Annotated in this window: 19 protein-coding genes and 2 pseudogenes; 7 read left to right on the forward strand and 14 right to left on the reverse strand. The window is 39.4% G+C overall.

The window, feature by feature from the left end; genetic code table 11:
• Positions 1 to 358: 358 nt before the first annotated feature.
• The gene (locus EJF25_RS00165) at positions 359 to 2,563 is read right to left on the reverse strand and encodes a sodium-translocating pyrophosphatase (RefSeq protein WP_125039520.1); all 2,205 of its coding nucleotides are present in this window, start codon (positions 2,561 to 2,563) and stop codon (positions 359 to 361) included.
• A 648-nt stretch (positions 2,564 to 3,211) separates the two neighbouring features.
• On the opposite strand from EJF25_RS00165, the gene EJF25_RS00170 reads away from it, so the two are divergent.
• From EJF25_RS00170 to EJF25_RS00180, 3 genes are all read left to right on the forward strand, one after another.
• The gene (locus tag EJF25_RS00170; protein WP_235016656.1) at positions 3,212 to 5,182 is read left to right on the forward strand and encodes a discoidin/SUN/FTP domain-containing protein; all 1,971 of its coding nucleotides are present in this window, start codon (positions 3,212 to 3,214) and stop codon (positions 5,180 to 5,182) included.
• A 141-nt stretch (positions 5,183 to 5,323) separates the two neighbouring features.
• Positions 5,324 to 7,513: an alpha-galactosidase gene (locus EJF25_RS00175; protein ID WP_125039521.1), complete on the forward strand. Its 2,190-nt coding sequence runs from the start codon at positions 5,324 to 5,326 to the stop codon at positions 7,511 to 7,513.
• A 60-nt stretch (positions 7,514 to 7,573) separates the two neighbouring features.
• Positions 7,574 to 8,548, forward strand: coding sequence for a DUF3828 domain-containing protein (locus EJF25_RS00180; protein WP_125039522.1), 975 nt, complete (start codon positions 7,574 to 7,576; stop codon positions 8,546 to 8,548).
• A 211-nt stretch (positions 8,549 to 8,759) separates the two neighbouring features.
• On the opposite strand, the gene EJF25_RS00185 is transcribed toward EJF25_RS00180, so the two are convergent.
• From EJF25_RS00185 to rimP, 8 genes are all read right to left on the reverse strand, one after another.
• On the reverse strand, positions 8,760 to 9,971 hold the full coding sequence (locus tag EJF25_RS00185; protein ID WP_125039523.1) for a cysteine desulfurase: 1,212 nt from the start codon (positions 9,969 to 9,971) through the stop codon (positions 8,760 to 8,762).
• Positions 9,972 to 10,009: 38 nt separating this feature from the next.
• On the reverse strand, positions 10,010 to 11,353 hold the full coding sequence (gene sufD / locus EJF25_RS00190; RefSeq protein WP_125039896.1) for a Fe-S cluster assembly protein SufD: 1,344 nt from the start codon (positions 11,351 to 11,353) through the stop codon (positions 10,010 to 10,012).
• Positions 11,354 to 11,355: 2 nt separating this feature from the next.
• Positions 11,356 to 12,108, reverse strand: coding sequence for a Fe-S cluster assembly ATPase SufC (sufC, locus tag EJF25_RS00195; protein WP_125039524.1), 753 nt, complete (start codon positions 12,106 to 12,108; stop codon positions 11,356 to 11,358).
• A gap of 20 nt (positions 12,109 to 12,128) precedes the next feature.
• A complete protein-coding gene (sufB, locus tag EJF25_RS00200) occupies positions 12,129 to 13,631 on the reverse strand; it encodes a Fe-S cluster assembly protein SufB (RefSeq protein WP_125039525.1) in 1,503 nt (500 codons plus the stop codon).
• Positions 13,612 to 14,139, reverse strand: coding sequence for a CvpA family protein (locus EJF25_RS00205; RefSeq protein ID WP_125039526.1), 528 nt, complete (start codon positions 14,137 to 14,139; stop codon positions 13,612 to 13,614). Before EJF25_RS00205 ends, sufB begins: the two co-directional genes overlap by 20 nt.
• 174 nt (positions 14,140 to 14,313) lie before the next feature.
• The gene (gene infB / locus EJF25_RS00210) at positions 14,314 to 17,364 is read right to left on the reverse strand and encodes a translation initiation factor IF-2 (protein WP_125039527.1); all 3,051 of its coding nucleotides are present in this window, start codon (positions 17,362 to 17,364) and stop codon (positions 14,314 to 14,316) included.
• 58 nt (positions 17,365 to 17,422) lie between these two features.
• Positions 17,423 to 18,694: a transcription termination factor NusA gene (nusA, locus tag EJF25_RS00215; RefSeq protein WP_125039528.1), complete on the reverse strand. Its 1,272-nt coding sequence runs from the start codon at positions 18,692 to 18,694 to the stop codon at positions 17,423 to 17,425.
• Between the two features lie 2 nt (positions 18,695 to 18,696).
• Positions 18,697 to 19,164 (reverse strand): ribosome assembly cofactor RimP, encoded by a 468-nt coding sequence (rimP, locus tag EJF25_RS00220; RefSeq protein ID WP_125039529.1) that lies wholly within the window; start codon positions 19,162 to 19,164, stop codon positions 18,697 to 18,699.
• A gap of 172 nt (positions 19,165 to 19,336) precedes the next feature.
• On the opposite strand from rimP, the gene EJF25_RS00225 reads away from it, so the two are divergent.
• Positions 19,337 to 19,732 carry a hypothetical protein gene (locus EJF25_RS00225; RefSeq protein ID WP_125039530.1) on the forward strand — a complete coding sequence of 132 codons (396 nt, stop codon included), beginning with the start codon at positions 19,337 to 19,339 and terminating at the stop codon, positions 19,730 to 19,732.
• Between the two features lie 251 nt (positions 19,733 to 19,983).
• Here the strand turns inward: EJF25_RS00225 and EJF25_RS25265 are convergent, their stop codons facing one another.
• The 5 genes and pseudogenes from EJF25_RS25265 to EJF25_RS00245 all read right to left on the reverse strand — a co-directional run.
• On the reverse strand, positions 19,984 to 20,175 hold the full coding sequence (locus EJF25_RS25265; RefSeq protein WP_235016657.1) for a hypothetical protein: 192 nt from the start codon (positions 20,173 to 20,175) through the stop codon (positions 19,984 to 19,986).
• Between the two features lie 131 nt (positions 20,176 to 20,306).
• Positions 20,307 to 20,549, reverse strand: coding sequence for a nucleotidyltransferase domain-containing protein (locus EJF25_RS25270; protein WP_235016658.1), 243 nt, complete (start codon positions 20,547 to 20,549; stop codon positions 20,307 to 20,309).
• Positions 20,550 to 20,699: 150 nt separating this feature from the next.
• The gene (locus EJF25_RS00235; RefSeq protein ID WP_125039897.1) at positions 20,700 to 21,398 is read right to left on the reverse strand and encodes a YgjP family zinc-dependent metalloprotease; all 699 of its coding nucleotides are present in this window, start codon (positions 21,396 to 21,398) and stop codon (positions 20,700 to 20,702) included.
• A 110-nt stretch (positions 21,399 to 21,508) separates the two neighbouring features.
• Positions 21,509 to 21,772, reverse strand: a pseudogene (gene rhuM, locus EJF25_RS00240) (RhuM family protein); the annotation flags it as partial.
• A gap of 466 nt (positions 21,773 to 22,238) precedes the next feature.
• Positions 22,239 to 23,163, reverse strand: a pseudogene (locus EJF25_RS00245) (DUF3874 domain-containing protein); the annotation flags it as partial.
• A 351-nt stretch (positions 23,164 to 23,514) separates the two neighbouring features.
• On the opposite strand from EJF25_RS00245, the gene EJF25_RS00250 reads away from it, so the two are divergent.
• The 3 genes from EJF25_RS00250 (at position 23,515) to EJF25_RS00260 (ending at position 25,464) form a co-directional block, all read left to right on the forward strand.
• Positions 23,515 to 24,153 (forward strand): HU family DNA-binding protein, encoded by a 639-nt coding sequence (locus tag EJF25_RS00250; protein ID WP_125039531.1) that lies wholly within the window; start codon positions 23,515 to 23,517, stop codon positions 24,151 to 24,153.
• Positions 24,154 to 24,326: 173 nt separating this feature from the next.
• On the forward strand, positions 24,327 to 24,746 hold the full coding sequence (locus EJF25_RS00255; RefSeq protein ID WP_125039532.1) for a hypothetical protein: 420 nt from the start codon (positions 24,327 to 24,329) through the stop codon (positions 24,744 to 24,746).
• A complete protein-coding gene (locus EJF25_RS00260) occupies positions 24,700 to 25,464 on the forward strand; it encodes a DNA topoisomerase IV subunit B family protein (RefSeq protein WP_125039533.1) in 765 nt (254 codons plus the stop codon). The genes EJF25_RS00255 and EJF25_RS00260 overlap by 47 nt, the downstream gene beginning before the upstream one ends.
• The last annotated feature ends 42 nt before the right edge of the window (positions 25,465 to 25,506 follow it).

Below are 25,506 nucleotides of genomic sequence, written 5' to 3' on the forward strand. Positions count from 1 at the left end.
GCTACTTATGATGATATGTATTAATAGAAAAAATGTTATCTTCCTATTGTAAACCTATTATGTCTTTATAGTAAAGTTGTTTTGCCTAATTATAATCTATAATTAGAAGTTTCAATTATAAAAACAGAACTTGCATTTATAGAATTCTCTTAATCAAAAGCAAGTTTTCATTTAGGAACCAGAAAGTTTTCTATTAATACTCAGAAAGATATCTATTAATGTTTTATACGAAATAACCTATCACCATTTCAAAGTCTACAAATAAAGACTTTTAGAAATATGGTGATAGGTTGATAAGGATGTATATTTTTTATAAGTAAAAAGATAGATTTAAATGAAACTCAATCAGTGCTACCTATTAAAATAGACTCCACGCCACCGTCAGACCAGCCATTACGATAGCAACCATACTCATAAGCTTGATCAATATATTCAAACTCGGCCCTGAAGTATCTTTAAATGGATCTCCAACTGTATCGCCAACCACTGTTGCCTTATGCACTTCACCGCCTTTCCCTCCTAAGTTTCCTTCTTCTACATATTTCTTCGCATTATCCCATGCACCTCCGGCATTTGCCATAAAGATGGCTAGTACAAATCCACTACTCAGACCACCTATCAACAATCCAAGAACACCCGGTACACCCAAAATGAATCCTGTTAAGATAGGAGCAACTATAGCAATCAATGAAGGGACTACCATCTCCCGCTGTGCACCTTTTGTTGAGATAGCCACGCAACGTTCATAGTCAGGTTCTGTCTCTCCGGTAAGAATTCCCTTTATTTCACGGAACTGACGGCGGACTTCATCTACCATATGTCCTGCCGCCCTTCCCACTGCATTCATTGTCAATCCGCAGAATAGGAAAGCCATCATCGAACCGATAAACATACCCGAAAGGACTTTGGGATTCATCAGATTCACTTCATAATAGCTCATAAAGTCTATAAATGTAGCATTAGCTGTGCTTACCGAATCTCCATCTGCGAAAACCAAGTTTGTATTTCCCAATCTTGTGAGTCCGATACGAATCTCTTCAATATAGGATGCCAGAAGTGCCAAGCCCGTAAGAGCAGCAGAACCGATAGCGAATCCTTTTCCGGTAGCTGCAGTCGTATTCCCCAGGGAATCAAGTGCGTCAGTACGCTTACGAACTTCAGCACCCAGACCAGACATTTCAGCATTACCACCTGCATTATCAGCTATCGGTCCGTAAGCATCCGTTGCCAAGGTGATACCAAGTGTAGAAAGCATACCAACGGCAGCAATACCGATTCCATACAGTCCCATTCCAACATTCTCAAAATCTCCATTGGCAGCCAACAGATAGGAAGCGATAATGCCGATAACTACAGCTATAACAGGAATAGCCGTAGAAATCATTCCTAAGCCAATGCCGGAAATAATTACGGTAGCAGGTCCGGTCTTGCCACTCTCGCTCAATCGTTGAGTAGGACGATAAGATTGGGAAGTATAATACTCCGTAGAACGACCGATAATAACTCCAACTAGCAAGCCAACGACCACTGCACCCGAAATCCACATCCAGTTATCCAATTGCAAAAGCCATAAGATAAAGAAAGTTGCAATCACAATGAGCACTGAACTAAGATTCGTTCCCCACGCCAAAGAGCCAAGAAGATCTTTCATTGTTGCATTCTCTTTTGTCCGTACAGAGAAAATACCAATAATCGATAGGATAATGCCGACAGCTGCTATCAACATCGGAGCTATCACCGCTTTAAACTGCATGGCAGTATCATCGGAATGGATGAAAGCCGCAGCACCCAATGCAGCCGTTGCCAAGATAGATCCGCAATATGATTCGTACAAATCAGCGCCCATACCCGCAACATCACCTACATTATCACCTACGTTATCGGCAATTGTTGCAGGATTTCGAGGATCATCTTCGGGAATACCTGCTTCCACTTTACCAACCAAGTCAGCACCTACATCGGCAGCTTTCGTATAAATACCACCACCTACACGAGCAAAGAGCGCCTGTGTAGAAGCTCCCATTCCGAAAGTAAGCATTGTAGTAGTGATTATGCAGAGTTTATGAGTTGGTGTCAAAGCATCGGCAGGAATTACCTCATTCAAGAGCAGATACCAGAAAGAAATATCGAGTAATCCAAGGCCAACGACTACCAAACCCATCACTGCACCACTACGGAAAGCAATTCTCAGTCCGGCATTCAGCGAGTTACGGGCAGCATTTGCAGTTCGTGCGGAAGCGTATGTTGCAGTTTTCATTCCCAGAAAACCGGAAAGACCCGAAAAGAAACCACCTGTTAGAAATGCTATTGGCACCCAACTATTCTGGACATTAAATCCATACGCCATAATAGAAAACAAAACAACCAATCCCAAAAACACAAAACCTACAATTTTATACTGCTGTTTCAGATATGACATCGCACCTTTACGAACGGCAGCAGCTATCCTTATCATTTGAGGAGTACCTTCACTCTCTTTCATCATCTGCTTATGGAAATAATAAGCAAAACAGAGGGCTAACACAGAAGCGGCTGGAACCAGCCAAAAAAGAATGTTATCCATAGAATTAATTTTTAAAGGGTTTATGACTCTAAAAGTATAGATTTCTGATGAAATAAACAAATTAATTGAAACTAATATATCAAAGGCAGTCATAGAAGTATATGATTAGAATAATTATACTATTATCTATCGTCAGATAACTATCTGGATATTCCTTTCATCTGTTTTCGGGAATAATGAACTATCGAAATTACTTTGTGCTGGCATATCTCACCCGATGAAAAAAGTCGCAATTACTTCTTAATATCTGTTATCAGTAGCAACAATTAATAAATTTATTTATATTCGTACATTTTTCTTGTCTCATAAATCCAAATCAGCAAACTACAGTAATGTAAATAAGCTAAATATAATCATTATAAAGCCACTCTATTCAATCCCCACAAAGATAGAATATATTCAATAATATATAACAACATGAATGTTTGCACATTTATTTTTGGTCTTCTAAAAGATTTTCTTTAACTTGCCGCTGTTTATTGGTAGGTAAGGGTAATGTAATATCCTCCAATGTATATTTAATCTTTATAATTAAAGAAAGGGAAACAGAGAAAACTACTATTTACAAACACTTGTGGTGAATCGATGCTGTACTAAATTCTTTAAAACAAAAATCTTAAAGGACCGAACTTTATAAATACAACAAATATGTCAATAAACAATAAAATAAAAATCAGCTGTTATATTATCGCTGTCACTCTCTTATTATATGGTTGTCAGAACCACGATGTCCGGATAGAAAAAGCTTTGAGTCTTGCCAAAAGTAATCGCCCGGAATTAGAGAAAGTTTTAGAACACTATCAGTATGATTCACTAAAACTGGAAGCTGCCAAGTTTTTAATCCGTAACATGCCCGGGCATTACTCTCTGGCAGATAGTTCAATCGTCAAATACTACGATGCAATAGATTCTACACTCAATGTAATGAGGAACCATAACGTTGATGAAATAAAATATTCTTTGGAAAAAATATCAGATAGATTTTGTACGATTATTAAAGAGGATACTGTACCGGATATAGAAATAATCACATCTGAGTATTTAATAGCTAACATTGATACAGCTTTTGCCCAATGGCAAGAAGGGCCTTGGAGTAAACATTTAAATTTTGAACAGTTTTGCGAATGTCTGCTTCCATATAAAACAGAAGACCTTCAAAGTTTAGATAACTGGAAAGAATATCTAAAAACTACTTACAATCAAAAGTTAGAGAATCTGGAGTATTGTGATCTGTACAAGAATTCAGCTCTACGGGCCGCTATTCAAGTGAACGCCAATTTGAAAAATAGTCTTCATCCGGTTTTGGTACCTTCAAGAATGACACCAGTCTACCGGATGTCCACAAGAGTGAAACTTCCTTTCGGTATGTGCGACGATTATACGGAGATTGCAACTGCCGTTTTCAGAAGTAACGGAATACCTGTTTTTTCCGATTTTACTCCTCAATGGCCTTTCCGCTCTATGGGACATACATGGAATGTACTATTGAACAACAACGGGAAGAATTTGTCATTCGGCGGTGCAGACACCAATCCGGGCGATCCACACAAACTGGATGAACATATGGCAAAAGCATTCAGAAGAACATATGCAGCAAATTCAGAATTAGAAGAATTACAAGCAACGGAAAAATACATTCCCTACACTTTCTCCACACCTTTCATCAAAGATGTTACACCGGAATACACAGACTGCGTGGATGTGGAACTAGAAGTAAATGGAAAGAATGGGAAATTTGCTTATCTCTCAGTCTTCAATAACCATACATGGACGCCAATTGATTTTGCCCGAATAAAACATGGCAAAGTACACTTCAAGAATATGGGGAAAAACATTGTGTACTTACCTGTATATTATGAAGAGAATGAATGGCAATTAGCAATAGCCGATCCTTTTGTATTGACTTACAAAGGAGAAATGAAAAAATTGATTCCGGACACACTGAAACGGCAGACATTGGTGTTACATAGAAAATACCCTGTTTTTCCACATCTGAATGAAGGAGCGGAAAGAGTGTACAACGGTGAATTTCAAGTTGCAGATAATCCAGATTTCAAGAATGCCAAGATCGTTCATAAAATTAAGCAATGGGGGACGATAGGTATGGAAGCCAATATTCCTGATTCTTGCGGGAAGTATAGGTATTGGCGATACTACCAGCCTGAAGAATACTGCAATTGTAACATAGCAGAGATATACTTTGTAGAAAGAGAAAACCATTCGTTTATCGAAGGGGAAATAATAGGTACAGATGGTGCTTGGAATAATAATGAGAATTACAATAAAACGAAAGTATTCGACCATAACCTATTGACTTCCTTCGATGCGCCGACATCTAACGGAGCATGGGTAGGTATGGATTTTGGAAAACCTGTAGATATTGAAAAGATTCTTTTCACAGCCCGCGGTGATGGAAATACAATCGACATAGGAGACACCTATGAATTGTTTTATTGGGGCAACGGACATTGGAACTCACTTGGAAAACAGAAAGCTAATACGGTAACGCTAGAATATAAAAACGTCCCCACAGGTGGTCTCTATTGGCTGAGAGATCTGACAAAAGGAGAAGAAGAGCGTATATTTACGTATGAGAATGGGAAACAGGTCTGGTGGTAATGGCAACTTTTTAAACCCATTTGCCAGAGAGCCCGGTACAAACTTAAATCCTAAAGTTATTCAGACATAATAAATATAATCATTATCTTTGCGATTCGCTTAATCTATTTGCAAACTAGCCCAATTTATTATTAAAAACACATGAAGAAATTATTTGTATTATTGATGGCTTTATCTATGTTAGCACAGATAAATGCTCAAGAAAAGAAAATCCTCCGTATTTCCACGAACAACACAGACTTAATCTTACAAGTTGCACCCAACGGACGTCTGTATCAATCTTATCTTGGAGATAAGTTATTGAACGAACAGGATATCAACAACTTCTCTTATGCCGTAAAAGGTGGTTCGGACGGTAGTGTATCTACTCGCGGTTGGGAAGTATATCCAGGTTCTGGCGCTGAAGATTACTTCGAACCGGCTGTAGCAATTACCCATTACGACGGAAATCCAAGTACAATATTCCGTTATGTTTCTGCCGAGCAGAAAGAAGTAAAGGGGGGAACAGAAACAGTGATTAATCTAAAAGACGACCAGTATCCGGTGGAAGTAACACTACATTACATCGCTTATCCGAAAGAAAATGTTATAAAGACTTGGAGTGAAATCAAACATAGCGAAAAGAAACCTATCAATCTATGGCGTTATGCTTCGACCATGCTTTATTTTTCCAACACCAATTATTATCTGACTGAGTTCAGTAGCGATTGGGCAAAAGAAGCTAGAATGAGTACACAGCCTCTAATGTTTGGGAAAAAAGTGATTGATACCAAACTGGGAAGCCGAGCTGCGATGCACACACATCCTTTCTTCGAACTTGGCCTGGACCAACCGGTACAAGAGCAACAAGGGCGTGTAATGTTGGGTACTCTTGGCTGGACCGGAAACTTCCAATTCACTTTTGAAGTAGATAATGTAGGCAATCTGCGTGTTATTCCTGCCATCAACCCCTATGCTTCCTACTATGAATTGAAAGCTAACGAAGTTTTCTCTACACCGGAATTCATATTCACTTTCAGCAACAATGGTACAGGAGAAGCTAGCCGTAATCTTCATGCTTGGGCGCGTAATTACCAACTGAAAGATGGTCAGGGTGATCGCCTCACTCTGCTGAATAACTGGGAAAACACTTACTTCAACTTTAACGAAGAGCTACTTGGGGAACTAATGAAAGAAGCTAAACATCTTGGTGTAGATATGTTCTTACTTGATGACGGCTGGTTTGGCAACAAACATCCTCGTAATGATGATCATGCTGGACTTGGTGATTGGGAAGTCATGAAATCAAAACTGCCCGGTGGTATTCCTGCTCTTGTAAAATCCGCCAAAGAAGCCGGAGTAAGATTCGGTATCTGGATTGAACCGGAAATGGTAAACCCTAGAAGTGATTTATTCGAGAAACATCCTGATTGGGCAATACATCTTCCAAATCGTGAAACTTATTATTACCGTAACCAATTAGTACTTGACCTTAGTAATCCAAAAGTACAAGACTTTGTATTCGGTGTTGTAGATAATATTCTGACAGAAAACCCGGAAGTAGCATTCTTCAAATGGGACTGTAACTCTCCGATTACCAATGTTTACTCTCCCTATCTGAAAGACAAACAGGCCCAGCTTTATATCAATCACGTGCGGGGTATATATAATGTACTGAATCGTATCAAAGACAAATATCCCAATGTACCAATGATGCTCTGCTCCGGTGGTGGTGCACGTTGTGATTATGAAGCTCTGAAATATTTCACAGAGTTCTGGTGCAGTGATAATACTGATCCTGTAGAACGTATCTTCATCCAATGGGGATTCTCACAAATTTTCCCGTCTAAAGCAATGTGTGCACACGTAACCAGTTGGAATAAAAATACCAGTGTTAAGTTCCGTACCGATGTGGCAAGTATGTGTAAGCTTGGCTTCGACCTTGGTTTGAAAGAGTTAAATGCCGACGAACTGGCTTATTGCCAAAATGCAGTAGCTAACTGGAAACGTTTGAAATCGGTAATCTTAGATGGTGATCAATACAGACTTGTTTCTCCATATGACGGAAATCATATGGCTATAATGTATGCCGCTCCTGATGCTTCAAAAGCTGTATTATATACATACGATATCCATCCACGCTTCGGCGAAAAGTTATTCCCTGTAAGACTTCAAGGATTGGATGCAAAAAAGATGTATAAGGTAAAGGAAATCAATCTAATGCCAAACAAGAATTCAAATTTGGTAGCCAATGAAAAGACTTATTCCGGTGATTATCTGATGAAAGTGGGAATTAATGCGTTTACCACGAACCAGACTCATAGTCGTGTCATTGAACTGACTGCGGAATAAAGCAATGGAAATGCAAACAACTATACAATTCTCAGATTTTATAACTAAAATTCAAACAGCATGGTTAGAGTAAAAATATTCTTCTTACTGATAATCACATTATCTGTCATCTCATACGGGGGAGAAAAGAGCAAAAAGAACATCACCGATTCATCACAAAAAGAGGTGGCATTAAACGAGTCTAGCAGTGAAAACAACATAAAACTGCAAGAAAAAGAAACTATCGACACCCCTATTGCAAACTCAAAAGCGGTCGCAATGTTGAAGAAGTTTTATAGCGGTTACCTCTCTCCTTCATCAAGACGTGAACAGATACTTAAACTGCACACTGAGTACATGACAGAAGCAATGCAGAATAAAATCTGGAGAATGGGTGCTAATACAGATATAAATGCTGTTATTCGCGCTCAGGATGTACCGGAGGACTCATGTGAGACACTAAAGATAAAGGAGTTGGGAAACGACTGGTACATGGTGAAATACACTTTTGGAAAAGGTGGAGAGTATGAGCAGCAATATAATATTCCTGTGAAGGTGGTCAAGGAGAACGACCGGTGCCTGATAGCCTACATCACGCCACAATACGAAGGCCAGATGTACGGTGACAGCCTGTGGTGTCATGCGAGCACCTTTCCGACCGTGGACCATAGCGAACCTTTCGCTTTCGTAAAGAGTTTCTATGAACTTTACACAGCCAAGTACGGTTGCCTGATTCCCAACTTACAACAAGAATTGGCTGCCTTACGTACAGAAAATCTCACTTCCAAAGCCCAGGAGCTGTTTAACAAGGCAGAAGAATCTAACAGATTAGACGGATACAAAGAATATGATCTGTTAATAAGAGGTTTTGATTTTGAATATCTGTGGCGTTCATCTCTCAAGGTGAGGCCTTTGGATAAAGCAAATACCTATCGTGTCGGTTATAAAACTCCCCAATATGCGGAGATGAGAGAAGTGACGGTTGAAGTTATCAAGAAGGACGGAAAGTACTATATTAACGACATACAAAATGAGGACAGCAAGTATTTTCTGTAAAAGCCATCATTATCCATGTTATAAATAATATATAGTTAAAAGAGGATATTCAGCAAATGCTCGAAAAATAAGAAAATGGCATGTGTAAATGAATCTCGGTGTTTCATTTCTCATGCCATTTTTATAGGATTTACTCCATCAATCCATAAACAATGAATTTGTACTATAGTGCATCTAAAGAATTCGTATGACCTCCTCCTATAAATGTTCCTCAAAACATTCGACGGACTCTATCAATTCCAGCCACTAACACATCTATTTCATTTTTTGTGTTATATAAAGCAAAAGAAGCCCGGACTGTTCCTTCAATACCAAGACGTTGCATCAACGGTTGTGCGCAATGGTGTCCTGTACGAACAGCAATCCCCAAACGATCCAATAGAGTCCCTAGATCGAAATGGTGAATATCACCTACAAGGAATGAAATAACAGCTCCTCTATCAGCAGCTTCACCAAAAATACGCATATCAGGAATCTCTTTCAATCGTTTCAGAGCATACGTAGTCAATTCATGCTCATGAGCCGCAATCTGCTCGATACCGATACCATTTACATAGTCAAGTGCTTTCGCCAATCCGGTAGTGCCGATATAATCCGGAGTACCAGCTTCAAACTTAAAAGGAAGTTCATTGAAGGTCGTCTTTTCAAAGGAGACATGCTGAATCATCTCTCCTCCTCCTTGATATGGCGGCAAACGGTCCAACCATTCCTCTTTCCCATAGAGTACTCCCACTCCTGTCGGACCATAGATTTTATGACCAGAGAACACAAGAAAATCTGCATCCAGTTCCTGTACGTCTACCTTCATATGAGGAATAGACTGAGCAGCGTCCACCAAGAATGGTACACCATGTTCATGTGCTATCTTAATCATCTCCTTCACCGGATTTACAGTGCCAAGTACATTTGATACTTGCATTACACTGACAATCTTAGTACGCTCAGAGAATAACTTTTCATATTCATCCAGCAATAATTCGCCTTTATCATTCATTGGAATTACTTTAATAGCAATTCCCTTGCGGGCAGCCAATAACTGCCAAGGTACAATATTACTATGATGTTCCATCACCGAGAGAATCACTTCATCTCCTTCTTGCATAAACTCGTCACCAAAACTGGAGACTAACAAGTTAATACTTTCCGTCGTTCCCCGCGTAAAAATGACCTCATTGGTACTATGCGCATTAATAAATTGGCGTACAGTTTCGCGAGAAGATTCATGTAATTCCGTAGCCTGTTGGGATAAATAATGCACACCGCGATGTACATTAGCATTAACGGAATAATATTCATCCACTAACGAGTCAATCACCAAGCGAGGCTTCTGAGTAGTCGCAGCATTATCTAAGTAAACCAACGGCTTACCATAAACTGTACGACTCAATATCGGAAAGTCTTCGCGTATCTTCTGAACATCCATGAATTTCAATTATTAAAGATTAGTGTTCCGTATAAACTCTATTTACAGATCGCACAGCCCTGACACTTATTCAGTTCACCCCGGAAACGTTTCTCAACTAACAGATGTAAACGATCTTTAAGTGCATCCAAGCGAATCGTATCAATGACTTCATTGACAAATGCAAACATTAATAACAACCGCGCTTCTTTCTCAGCAATTCCACGTGTACGCATATAGAATAAAGCATTCTCGTCCAACTGTCCTACCGTCGCACCATGTGAACACTTTACATCATCTGCATAAATTTCAAGTTGCGGCTGAGTGTACATACGTGCATCGCGAGTAGCACATAAGTTACGGTTGGTTTGCTGTGAATTTGTATGCTGAGCATCTGGACGTACTAGTACCAATCCAGCAAAAGCACCGACCGCCTGATCATCCAATACATATTTAAATAGTTCATTGCTGGTACAATTAGGTACAGCATGATCGATAGACGTATTATTATCCACATGTTGATTCTTATCAGCGATTGCCATACCACAAAGATTGATTTCGGCACCTTCACCAGCCAATACGACTTCAGTTGTATTACGGGTCGTTCCGTTATGAAGAGTCATCCCATTCAGCAAAACATTACTATTTGCCTCTTGCTTTACATATAAATTGCTAATACGAACTGTACTTGTATGTGTCTCTTCCAACTCATACATATCAAATACCGAATTTTCTCCGGCAAACACCTCAATCACCTGAGTTGCCAGGAAGTTTACATTATCCATCGCATGGTCACAGATCAATAAACGAGCTTGTGCACCCTCTTCCAAGATAATTAGTACCCGGCGATTTACCATAAAGTTCACATCAGCACGAAGGATATTTACGAGTTGGATAGGCTTCTTCACCACTACATTCTTAGGCACATAGAGAATAGCACCATCTTGGGCAAAAGTAGTATTGAATGCTGTTACACCATCTTTGGAAGTATCTGCCAACTTACCATAATATTTCCTGATCAGATCAGGCTGTTGTTCTGCAACTTCTTTCAAGCTACCGAATATCACACCTTCAGGCAAATTTATTTTAGGAAGAGCCTTATTATAGAACGCGTCGTTCACCACAAAATACAAAGCAGTACTCATGTTAGGCACATCGCACTTAAACACTTCATACGGATTCACCGGAATAGACAAGCGATTTAGGTTCAACCCGAAATCCGGTTCAAAATACTTGCTTACATCTGTATATTTATACTTCTCTATCTTACGGTTCGGAAATCCGAGTCGCTCAAAGTCTGCAAAAGCCTCAGCACGAAGTGCATTGAGCACTTCAGCGCTATGTTTGCAGATCATCGCTTCCGTTTGTGAGAATAGATCTATGTATTGTTGTTCAGCATTCATCATTATTCTCCTAATTCTTTCTTAATCCAATCATACCCCTTATCTTCCAATTCCAGTGCAAGTTCCGGTCCGGCGGTTTTTACGATACGACCTTTATAAAGCACATGGATAATATCCGGCTTGATATAATCAAGTAAACGTTGATAGTGGGTAATGACGATAGTACTAGTTTCGGGAGTCTTCAGTTTATTAACCCCTTCTGCTACAATACGAAGAGCATCAATATCCAATCCGGAATCTGTTTCATCAAGAATACTCAAACGCGGTTCCAACATTGCCATCTGGAATATCTCATTCCGTTTCTTTTCTCCACCCGAAAAACCTTCATTCACAGAACGGTTAGCCAATTTATTATCCAATTCCACCACAGCACGTTTCTCACGCATCAGTTTCAGAAACTCGCTGGCAGTCAATGCAGGCAGCCCTTTATATTTACGCTGTTCATTCACAGCCGCACGCATAAAGTTTACCATGCTTACCCCCGGAATCTCTACCGGATATTGGAAACTAAGGAAAATACCTTCGTGGCTACGGTCTTCCGGGCTCAACTCCAGCAAATTTTTACCATCAAAAGTAATAGAACCTTTCGTCACCTCAAAAGCGGGATTTCCTACCAGAACGGAAGAAAGAGTACTTTTACCTGAACCATTCGGTCCCATAATTGCATGTATCTCGCCCGGTCTTACCGTCAAGTTAATGCCTTTCAATATCTCTTTGCCATTAATGCTGGCATGCAGGTCTTTTATCTCTAACATAATCTTTAAAATTAACTCATTTACCCTACACTTCCTTCTAAGGAAATAGTAAGCAACTTCTGTGCTTCTACCGCAAACTCCATCGGAAGCTTATTCAATACTTCTTTCGCATATCCGTTTACAATCAGGCCTATCGCATCTTCTGTCGGGATACCGCGTTGATTGCAATAGAATATCTGGTCTTCACTAATTTTGCTGGTGGTAGCTTCATGCTCTACCACAGCAGTTTCATTATGAATATCCATATACGGGAATGTATGCGCTCCACACTTATCGCCCAATAATAAAGAGTCGCACTGACTATAATTACGGGCATTATCAGCTTTTTCCGCTACCCGAACCAAGCCACGGTAAGAGTTCTCACTCCGTCCCGCAGAGATCCCCTTACTTACTATTGTACTACGGGTATTCTTACCTAAATGAATCATCTTCGTACCGGTATCAGCCTGTTGATAGTTATTCGTCACTGCTACAGAATAGAATTCTGCAGTCGAATTATCACCCGTCAGAATACAAGAAGGATATTTCCAAGTGATTGCCGAACCTGTTTCCACTTGTGTCCAGGATAATTTACTGTCCACTCCTTTACAATTTCCGCGTTTAGTCACAAAGTTATAAACACCGCCCTTACCTTGTGCATCTCCCGGATACCAGTTCTGAACAGTACTATACTTCACTTCGGCACGATCGTGCACCACAATTTCGACAATGGCAGCATGCAATTGATTCTCATCTCTCATCGGTGCTGTACAGCCCTCCAGATAAGAAACATACGAATCATCATCCGCCACAATCAGTGTACGTTCAAACTGTCCGGTATTAGCAGCATTGATACGGAAATAAGTAGAAAGTTCCATTGGGCAACGAACCCCTTTGGGAATATAAACAAACGATCCGTCTGAGAATACGGCAGAATTTAATGCCGCAAAGAAATTATCCCGATAGCCAACTACCGAACCAAGGTATTTCTTTACCAAATCGGGGTGTTCGCGTACAGCCTCACTAAAAGAACAGAAGATAATTCCTTTTTCCATCAGGGTTTCCTTAAATGTAGTCTTTACGGAAACGGAGTCCATCACAGCATCCACTGCCATTCCACTCAACGCCATCTGTTCTTCCAAAGGAATTCCAAGCTTATTGAATGTCTTTATCAGTTCAGGATCCACCTCGTCCATACTTTTCGGTCCGTCTTTTTTCTTTGTCGGATCAGCATAATAAGATATAGCCTGATAATCAATTTCAGGAATACGGAGATGTGCCCATGTAGGCATCTCCAATGTCAGCCAATGCTTATAGGCTTTCAGCCGGAATTCCAGCAACCACTCCGGTTCATTCTTTTTTGATGAAATCAGACGAACCACATCCTCATTGAGTCCACGCTCAATAATGTCCGTATGCACCTCTGTGGTGAAACCATATTTGTACTTTTCTTCCGCAAACTTACGAACAAACTCATTATCGGTTTTATTTTTCTCGAGTTCGTCCTTTTCTTTGGGGTTCTTCTTATTGGATTCTTGTTGCATCTTTATTCTCTAATATATATTGTTGCGTCATATTCTTAGCAGCAGGAAAAAAGATTCCTGCAAACGTTTCCATTGGATAATATAACAACGATTCTCTCTTTTTTGTTGCACTAATTAACTTATTATCGCTATCGATAAACTCTATCACACAGATCACCAAACTTGTCAGCAACAGAAACTTTATTGCCCCCAAGCCGCTTCCTAACCAACGGTTCAGCCAACCTAATGATATTGCTTCCATTGCCTTGGTCAGCAAAGTTGCTACCAATGTAAATATCAATGGAACCGCAATCCATATCATTATAAAAGCCAACACCTGTGCTACTGTCATCGAGTCTGTCAGTGCAGGACAGAACTTTTCCGCCAACGTTGTATACAAAGCTTTAGCAGCCAGCAAACCAACAATCAATCCTAGGATAGAAGCCAACTGGCGAATAAAGCCTTTCATAAAGCCAGCCACTACACCAGCACCTATTATAATAAGGATAATAACATCAATTGTTGTCACATTTATAAAAGTTATAGGTTAAAAGTGAAAAATGATAAGTATGGAAACAATGGAATGATAACAGATGATAAAGTAATAAGGTGGTAAGGTGGTGTCCTACAAACAGTACCACATTACCACCTTTTTTATTTTATCACAGCGTCTGTTATATCATAACATTCACTTATAACATTCTTACAATGTCTGTTTCACTTCTATTTCTTCAAATGTTTCGATCATATCACCCACTTTCATGTCATTGCAGTTCACCAGACTAATACCACATTCGAAGTTTGTACCTACTTCTTTCACATCGTCTTTGAAACGTTTCAGCGCATTGATATTTCCGGTAAAGATAACAATACCATCGCGAATCAAACGAGCCTTGTCGCTTCTCTTCACTTTTCCGGTCTTCACCATCGCACCGGCAACCAATCCCACTTTCGTAATATTGAACACCTCGCGGATTTCGATTGTAGCGGTTATCTGTTCTCTCAATTCCGGAGCTAACATACCTTCCATAGCCGACTTCACTTCTTCGATTGCATCGTAGATGACAGAATACTTACGGATATCAACACCTTCCTGTTCAGCCATCTTAGCTGCAGCACCTGAAGGACGTACCTGGAATCCGACAATAATCGCGTCCGAAGCAGCAGCCAATGATACATCCGATTCGGAGATTGCTCCCACACCCTTATGGATTACATTTACCTGAATCTGTTCGGTAGATAGTTTAATCAATGAATCGCTCAATGCTTCCACTGAACCATCCACGTCACCCTTAACGATGATATTCAATTCCTGGAAGTTACCCAGAGCAATACGACGGCCCAACTCATCCAGAGTAAGAATCTTCTGTGTACGCAAGCCTTGTTCACGTGCCAATTGTTCACGTTTATTCGTAATTTCACGAGCTTCCTGGTCAGTATTGACTACATGGAATGTATCACCAGCCGCAGGAGCACCGTTTAATCCCAAAATCAATGCCGGTTCAGAAGGTCCTGCCTCTTTAATACGCTGATTACGCTCGTTGAACATTGCCTTCACACGACCGTAGCTAGTTCCTGCCAATACGATATCACCAACTTTCAATGTACCGTTGGATACCAATACTGTAGCTACATAGCCACGTCCCTTATCCAATGAAGATTCGATGATAGACCCTGTAGCATTACGGTTCGGGTTTGCCTTCAAATCAAGCATTTCAGCTTCCAGCAAGACTTTCTCCATTAGGTCTTCCACACCCATACCTTTCTTGGCTGAGATGTCTTGAGACTGGTATTTACCTCCCCATTCTTCAACAAGGTAGTTCATAGCAGCCAGTTCTTCTTTAATCTTATCCGGATTTGCAGTAGGTTTATCAACCTTATTGATTGCAAATACAATAGGTACGCCTGCAGCCATCGCATGGTTAATTGCCTCTTTTGTTTGTGGCATCACATTATCGTCAGCAGCTACAATGATGATTGCAATATCCGTTACTTTCGCACCACGGGCACGCATTGCGGTAAATGCCTCGTGACCCGGAGTATCCAGGAATGTGATACGGCGTCCGTCTTCTAATTTCACATTATATGCACCGATATGCTGTGTAATACCTCCGGCTTCACCGGCAATTACATTCGCTTTACGAATATAGTCAAGCAATGAAGTCTTACCATGATCTACGTGTCCCATCACTGTTACAATCGGAGCACGTGGTAACAAATCTTCCGGTGCATCTTCTTCTTCTACAACAGCTTGTGCAACTTCTGCACTGATGTATTCAGTCTTGAACCCAAACTCTTCTGCTACAAGGTTAATAGTTTCTGCGTCCAGACGTTGGTTTATAGAAACCATCATACCAATACTCATACAAGTAGCAATAACCTGATTCACAGAAATGTCCATCATCGTTGCCAACTCATTAGCAGTAACGAATTCGGTCAGCTTCAATACCTTGCTTTCTGCCATTTCCTGATCCTCCAACTCTTGCATACGGTTGGATACCATTTCACGTTTTTCTTTACGGTACTTAGCGGTCTTATTCTTACCTTTGGTTGTCAGACGAGCCAGTGTTTCTTTTACTTGTTTTGCTACATCTTCTTCGCTAACCTCCTGCTTGATGACCGGCTTCTTGAAGCGTTCTTTATTATTATTCTTCTTGTTATTACCTTGGGCATTTGCATTACCTCCATTATTTCCTCTGCCACCCTGAGTATTTGGCCGCGGACTTGCAAAGTTAGAAGTAGCTACGTTATTAACATCAACCTTTTCCTTGTTGATACGATTCCGTTTCTTCTTATTTGCTGAGTTCTCTGCATTATCTTTTGAACCTCCACCCCCTTTCGGTTGTGTTTTATTATCATCTTTACGAATTTCCTTGATGATAGCTTCCTTCATCAACTTCTTCTGATCCTGACGGATCTTTTCTTTCTCTTCCCGTTCGCGACGTTTTTCTTCCTTTGATTTCTTCTTAGGACGAGTAGACTGATTTAATGCTGCCAAGTCAATCTGACCGATTACATTGATCTTCGCACCCAGTTCCGGTTGGCGAATCTTGAAGACTTCATCTTCTTTCGGAGCTTCTGTTTCAGCTTGCTCTTCTTTCACCGGAGCTACTTCAACCGCTTTTTCTTCTTTACGTTCTTCCGCCTTCACAGGTACAACTTCAACCTTCGGCTCTTCTTTTTTCACTTCTTCCACAACTTTCTTCTCTTCAACTTCTGCCGGTTTTATTTCCACTACAGGTTCTGGTACAACCACCGGTTCAACGGGAGTTGGTATAACTTCTACCTTCGGTTCTTCCTTTTTTACTTCAGGCTTCACTACAGGCTGCTCTACCACTTTAGGTTCCACTTTCTTAGGTTCAACCTTCTTTTCCGGTTCTTTTTCTACTTTCCGACCGCTTAAATTATTTAAATCAATTTTTCCGACAGGTTTAAACTTCGGACGTGCATCCTCAGGTACGACTGTCTTGATCACATCTTCCGACTTCGGTTTCTCTTGCCGCTTCTCAAAGCCATCAATCGATACCGACGCCTTATTACGATCCTTATTCTGACGTTCCTGAATGAAACGCTCCGATTCAAGTCTAAGGTTCTTATCTGTACTAAACTCCTTCACGAGTATAGCGTATTGCTCCTCGCTAATTTTTGTATTAGGATTAGCCTCAACGGTATACCCTTTTTTCTGTAAGAACTCAACTACCGTCGCGATTCCTACATTCAAATCTCTTGTAACTTTATTTAACCTTATCGTCATATTATAAATTTAATGAATAAATGGAGCGAAGAATTCTCAATTGGAATAATTCATAAAATTACTCTTGCACTGGTTCTTCTTCAAACTCCGATTTCAAAATGCGTATTACCTCGTCCACCGTCTCTTCTTCCAAGTCCGTTTTTTCAATCAACATTTCGCGAGGTGCACTCAATACAGCCTTCGCCGTATCAATACCGATCGCTTTAATTGCATCAATAACCCATCCGTCGATTTCATCTCTAAACTCATCCAGATAGATATCTTCATCCTGCACATTTTCATCCAACTCACGGAACACATCGATAGTGTACTCAGTTAACATACTGGCCAGTTTGATATTCAAACCGCCTTTACCAATAGCCAACGATACCTCTTCCGGCTTAAGGAATACTTCTGCTTTCTTCTCTTCCTCATTCAGTCGGATAGAAGAAATTTTTGCCGGGCTCAAAGCACGCTGAATAAACAACGAAATATTCGAAGTATAGTTAATTACATCGATATTTTCATTGCGAAGCTCACGAACAATGCCATGAATACGACTACCCTTTACACCTACGCAGGCTCCTACGGGGTCGATTCTGTCATCGTAAGATTCTACCGCGATCTTGGCACGTTCACCTGGAATGCGGGCAATCTTCTTGATAGTAATCAAACCATCATTGATTTCGGGTACTTCCATTTCAAACAGGCGTTGCAAGAAAACGGGAGAAGTACGTGACAAGATAATCTTCGGATTATTGTTCTTGTTGTCTACGCGGGCAACTACTGCACGGGCTGTTTCTCCTTTACGATAGAAATCACTCGGGATCTGTTCAGTTTTAGGCAGTAGCAGTTCGTTTCCTTCATCGTCGAGAAGCAGCATTTCTTTTTTCCAGATCTGATATACTTCTGCATTGATGATAGTACCAACCTTATCAATATATTTGTTATAAATACTGTCTTTCTCTAGCTCCAGAATCTTAGAAGCCAGTGTCTGGCGGAGATTCAGGATAGCACGACGGCCAAACTTTGCAAAGATAACTTCGTCAGTTACCTCTTCACCCACTTCGTAAGAAGCATCAATTTTCTGTGCTTCAGTCAGAGAAATCTGCATATTTGGGTTTGTCAGGTCTTCATCGGCCACAACTTCACGATTACGCCATATCTCAAAGTCCCCTTTGTCAGGGTTCACGATCACATCGTAATTCTCATCGGTGCCAAACATTTTCGCGATCACACTACGGAACGACTCTTCAAGGACGCTGACCATAGTGGTTCTATCAATATTCTTCAGTTCTTTAAATTCCGAAAATGTATCAATCAAGCTGATTGTTTCTTCTTTTTTGGCCATAACTATTTAAAACTAATTAAGTATTTAGTATATTTTATTTGCTCATAAGTGAAGGTTTCATCCTCTTCTACCAGTTTCGGACGTTTCGTTCCTTCCAGTTTTACTTTCTTCTGTACGGCTACCGTAAATTTCTCTTCATCGGCATCTTTCAGTATGCCGGCGAGCTTACGTCCGTCTTTCGTCATTACTTCCACTTCTTGTCCGATGTGAATGTAATACTGTTGCAGAACTTTAAAAGGTTGTCCGATACCGGCTGAACCTACTTCCAGTTCATAATCTTCCTCTTCACGGTTCAGTTTCGATTCGATAAAGCGGCTAAGCTCTACGCAATCTTCAATCCAAACGCCTTCTGCATGGTCGATCTCGACCACGATCTTGTCATCAGGGCTCACAGTTACCTCTACCAAAAAGTAATCTTTCCCCTTCAGCCACTCATCAACAATCTGACAAACAGTTTTCTTTTCTATCATTTATTCGCTATTAAGAACAAAAAAAGGAGCTTAATTGCCCCTCCACCTTTCATCCGTTTTCGGTTGCAAAGATATAAATAATATGTTCGACTACAAAACATTAAAGAAAAAAAGTATGAATTAACTATACGAACTTCGTATCTTTACGCCGCAATTATAAAAAACAGTAGTTATGGCACATCATTTAAACACTAATAAGCAATTCATGGTAGGCAACGGAATCTTGGCTTTTGCTGTCATCTTTGTCGTTGTTATCTTCATTTATATGAGTATGAGACTCCAACAAAAGAAAGAGAGTGAACGACACTTCATTGAAACTTATTCAATCAGCCTAGTGAAAGGATTTGCTGGCGATTCCATTTCTTTGCTTATCAATGATAGTTTGATTTCATGCAAAGCAATAACGGACGAGCCTTATACAGTTGAAGTGGGCCGTTTTGCCGAACAAAGTGCTTTGATGATTGTAGACAATCAGACAGAATTGGTTTCAATATTCGATCTTAGTGAGAATGGAGGTAGTTATCGATTTGAAAAAGAGGAGGATGGAATTAAACAATTAGCTAAATAAAAATAAGAATGGATTCACACGATCAATACATGTGTGTGTATTAAAACTCAGAAAAGTATATTATTTTATCATTCAAAAGAGCTCATAACGAAGAGTCCCTTTCCTTATTTTGTTTTAGTTAAGCTTCTTCCTGTACGATTAACTCATCATAAGAGGCTATTTTTTCGGTACAAATACGAAATGATATCTCTTTGAGTATTTCGATTCGTTCAAGCATATAGGCATATTCTTCCTTGTTTACAACAAAATCTTTATTGTAACGAGCCTCCTATATATTGTTCCTTATTATTAAAATAGTACCCAGCATCTAAATATTCATTTCCACGCGAATAGTGTGTTTCAAACTCATCAATAGCAAACTTTTTAATCTCTTTGAACGACAATTCACGAGGTTTAGCCAATTTAAACTCTTTGTTGTCATATATCTTAATTCCCTCTTTCACTATATCCGTAAAGAAACACTAACTACGCTCGAGGACTTTATTAAGTGTATCAGCATACTCTACAATGAATTGGGGAGAAGCATAACGACGATAAGCAAAAGTATTATGATATTTGGACGTAACTTTATCTCTCAGCTGTCTTCTACCTGCTTTACGTTTGGCTCTGAAATGACCACCATAATATCTAAGTCACTCTGGTATGAGGTATGTACGCCAAACTCAACTCTCTCATCCCATAAAACATAACCTCCACGTGCATAACTACCATATAATATAATCATATCGCACCACGACACATGGTGCTTGATAAGCTCCCGTAGGGTGTTTATCTCCTCCTGAGTCCGTTTTGGTAAATGCTTTATTGACCACTTCATACGTTCTTATATCTATTTGATCACAAAATCAATACAAATATTGGGCATTTATTAAGATATACTTTATTTCTATCTTTTTTACCTCTTTATTTTGTTCTTCCTGTAGTTTCACTCCGATGAATGGCCTGTATGATACTTATATTTCAATGTTTATATACATGTCCGATATCCCCTAAGTTCATTCCGCAAAGCCGTTGCATTACCATTAGTGAATCGATTCAGCAATCCCCAGAAACGTTCGCTATGATTCATTTCACGTGTATGGCACAATTCATGCAAAAGCACATAGTCAATCAAATGAGAAGGCAATAAGACCAGATAGTATGACAGATTAATATCCTTTCGTACCGAGCAACTTCCCCATCGTCCTTGGCTTGAGTTTATCTTCACACTATTATAAAACAAGCCGTTTTGTTTAGATAAATATTCCAGACGGTGAGGAAGGATTACTTTCGCGTTTTTTCTTAATGATTCTTCAATCACTTTGCGCAACCAATCTTGTAACCCTTCATCTGCAAAGACTGCTTGTGGAGGACAAACAATCTGCATATACCCTAATTTAGAATTAGCCATAAACTGTTCCTTCTCACCAGTAACCAAAGAGAGTTTGAAAAACTCGGCATCGATACGATAATTTAAGTCTATTAACGGACGCATCAACTTTTGGCGAGAAACCTGCAACTTGCTACGTAAATCTTCAATGGCACGTTTGACTTCCTTTATTGCCGTACCGGGAGGAACCGACACATAAATAGCATCACTTTTTGTACGGAATACCAAGCTTCTGGCACGTGGATTAGCACGTATCACCAAGATACCCAATTCATCATCTTCTATAATCGTCTCCATCATAAATCTCTGAACAATGATGCAAAAATAGAAAGAACTCGCGTAAAAACGGCAGAATTGGACAAAATAAAGTAACTAGCTGGTATCTAGAAGGAGGAAGCATTATATAGGAAGCGTGTAGCCATTTGCGACTGAGCACGATATCCTAAGGCAATCACCATATCAAGATTATAGTGTACGATACTATGCTGTACCCGACGATTACCTTCTTGGCAAACTGTCAAGAATTCCTTTACAGTTCGTTTAATATCCAACTCACCATCGCTTAAGATATTCTCTATATGTCGGTTGATATTCTGTTTTGTTGTATCATATATCTGTGCCAGTGTCAGCCATAAATCCTCATCAGCAAAGCGCACCGATACACGAATTATTTCGTTATCGTCTTAATACAGTATTATCTTGTTCTCTTCATTCATTATCTTTATTTCTTTTCTATATATGAGCTGTTGAATCAATCGTATTCCATCATAGCCAAGATTCTTTATATATTCCGCAATAATCTGGGTGAATATATAGTCCAGAGTTATTGGTTGGTTTAGAGAAAGCCCCTTGTATCATCTCCATTATATGTATCCCCATTGTCACGTCTTTATTACTAGATAAATAGATCCACAGCTATACTGCAATCTTAAGAGGTTCCTTTACCTGTATTTTGCAATATTTACGGCATTAAATATAACAAATAAAAGACGGAGATTGATAAAAAAGCTCTCTAAAGTCTCCATTCTTAAAAAAGAATACTATAAACAGCTCTTTCATTCATCCTCTTCACCGAGAAGCAACTCTCTTTTATTCAGGAAGTTGCGGTGAACCCATGATTCTTTTTCACTTTTCAGCCTACTTCACCTTCTTCACCAGATAAACATTCCCCTGTTTTGTGTGACGATGAGTGATTCCTAACAGCTACTAATAATTGTGATAGTTGGAAGAAGTACAGCTACGCAAAGCAACAGGAAACTCTTTTTGCAGTTGTTTATAAATAGTAGCAGCAGAAAGAGACAGACATTCCGCATCATCAAATGGCAGGAGCATACAAACTGCGCAGAATATCTTCTACAGGATTTACATGATAATATGCAGCATTATGTCGTTGCAGATCACGTTCCTCGTCTTTACTCAACCAATGCCGGACACCAGCCTGTAGTTCAGATTTCAGTTGGGCAGAAATTTGTGAGTACTCAATATCGGTGCAGTCGATATCATGTTCCACATCAACACAGATAAAACGCTGGCTACCTGTAGAATCACAAAGCAGATCAGTCCGATTACTCGTGCCTATGAATGAAGCTATACGAGGCAATGACCGGAAATTCTTTTGATAAGCTTTGCAAATATTGAGACGGGACATTTGCATCAAGTTTTTAAGTAATGGCATCTTCTGCGGACCGTATTTATCGAACTCATCCATATTGAGTAAACCCATTTCCACCAAGGTAGACTTATGACATCCTTGCTCTGTACTAATAAATTTGCTTGTTCCATGTCCATCCCAAATAGGTAATTCGTCCATATATAGCCGGAATGGGTGATAACTTTCTACCTCAGTGGAGTAAATATACTTTTGCAGGTCCTTATCCCAACAATTGACACCTTCCTGATGTGCTTCCATACAAAAAGTGTTTAACTCCCGTTTTCCTATGGGTAAGAAAGAGGAATCTCTCTGACTAAACCGCCGGAATTCAGTTTCTTCTGTTAACAGATTATAGCGAAAGTCGTAATGGCTCCTCAAAAAATCCTTCACTTGCCTGGTCAGAAAAACAGGCGAGTGAGTTAATGGTGCTTGTGCCAAAGGTAATTAATGTCTTCATATCTCTTTTTTTATTGAATAAATCTTTGTCTTTTCAATCGATTGATATGACGAAGATATAATACAGGATATGGGGTTTGCAAGCATTTAACAAAGATTTTTCTTGTTTTTATCGGTAAAGATAAAAAGCCTTTCTCATGATGATAAAATCAATATTTTATCGTATATTTGAGGCAATTATAATAATAGCCAACTGTAATTGTCTAATCAGCTGACTCTAGTCGTCTAATTAGCCGATTATAGTTGTCTTATCAGCCGATTCCCGTTGTCTATAAATAAACAATACGATTAATTTAAAGGATAACGATGGCTATTTTATTCGATTGGTATGAGAATCCAAACGCTTCTTCGGAAGAGGAAGCTACATTACACCCACGCATCTTTATGAACGGCAAGGTGGAAACTGCTACATTATGCCGAAGAATCCATGAACGTAGTTCACTGACTGTTGGAGATGTAAAGAGTGCCCTTGATACCCTTGCACAACTTTTCGGCGAAGAATTACGCGACGGAAAAGCGATTCATCTTGAAGGAATCGGTTACTTTTACCCTACATTGGCAGCCACAGAAAAAGTGACGCGTAATACACCTCACAAGACCAACAAAGTAACCCTCAAAACCATCCGCTTCCGACCAGACAACGAATTGAAAGGCAATCTTGCCGGTGCACATGCTAACCAGTCTAAGTACGTCCGACATTCTGAAAAGATATCAGAGGTTGAGATAGATATCCGATTAAAAGAGTATTTTGCCGAACATACAATGATGACTCGTCGTGACTTCCAGAAAATCTGCAATTTGGCACGTACCACTGCTAAAACACACCTGGTCCGATTACGTAAAGAAGGCAAACTGATAAATGTCGGATTGCGGAATCAACCGATGTATATGCCGGCACCGGGTTATTATGGAGTATCGAGAGACGCAGAACATCCCACAAGGTGAAGGATGTGAATGAGTAAAAAGAAACATTTTATCTTCTTTTTCACCGGAAGCAATAGATATACAACACTTTATATTTCGGTGAAGAAGGTGAAGAGTAGATAAAGGTATTTTTGTTACGGAAATCAAATGTGAGCAGCATATAAGAATTATAAAAAAGCAAATTACAAAAATATATGATAGACTATTATACCAACCCACTAGACAGACATGGATTAGAAGCTAAAACATTTGTGGAGCACATCAGAAAACGTCCCGGAATGTACATCGGAAAGCGTGGTGACGGTTCATGTGAATATGATGGCTTATACACCTTATTCACGTATGCTCTTGAATCTGTTTTAGAAAATACACCAATAGAAAAGATCGTTCATATTAATAGTACGGACAAAAACATATATATTGATTGTAAACTGGCAGAATGTCCTGATTCCTTTTTTCCACAAAGTGAAAAGTTACAATCGTTTTACAGTAGCGGTTATATGATTTCGGCAATAGCGGCTTTGTCTAGCGAATATATATTGGAAATTTCAAACCGACGAATCCTCAATGATTCATCGGCTTGTATACAAAAGAGGATCTATAAACAGCGATGAAACAATAAAAGCAGAACCAACAAAAGACGTTATCTCTGTAAGGTTTACTCCAGACGAGTTAATATTTGATAAGGATTTTTATTTCAGAAATGAGTTTATCAATGAATACATCAAAAGATATTCAACCGTTAATCCTGAAATTAAATTTATATATAACGGCACAGAAATTCTCTCACCTCATGGAATGAAAGATTTTATTGAGTGGAAATTTGATGACTTGTTATTACCTACAATTCATATCAGCGGTAAAGGAATAGACTTAGCTATCAATGCTGCAAGAAACCTGAATGGTAAAGTGAAAAATCAATACACTTCCTTTAATAACGCATGGAATGGGTATTACAGCCCTGAAACAAAATCTTTTATTACTTCAACTGTTACTACACTAAACAATTACTATGGACTTTCTTTAAATATAGAGAACTACTATGGTCTAATGTTACAACCGGCTGATGAGCATAATCCCAAAGAATTCTATATGCACGAGGAAAGATTCCCGGGAAATTTAGTAGGAGCCTTATGGATAAAGATTAATGATCCACTTTATAATATCAGCCAAAGACGAACTCTTAGTTCGAAATGGTTGGATAAAGCTCAAACAATCACTGTAGAGGATTTCGTGAGTAAATTTATCGAAACAGAACTGCCGAAATATCTTAATGCCAATCCTGAAAGTACAAAGAGACTCAAAGATATATTAATGAAAAAACAACTATAAACTGTATATGTGTACTAATAAGTATACCATCACTACTAATTG

Origin of the sequence: Bacteroides faecalis, from assembly GCF_003865075.1 — a bacterium.
GTDB lineage: Bacteria > Bacteroidota > Bacteroidia > Bacteroidales > Bacteroidaceae > Bacteroides > Bacteroides faecalis.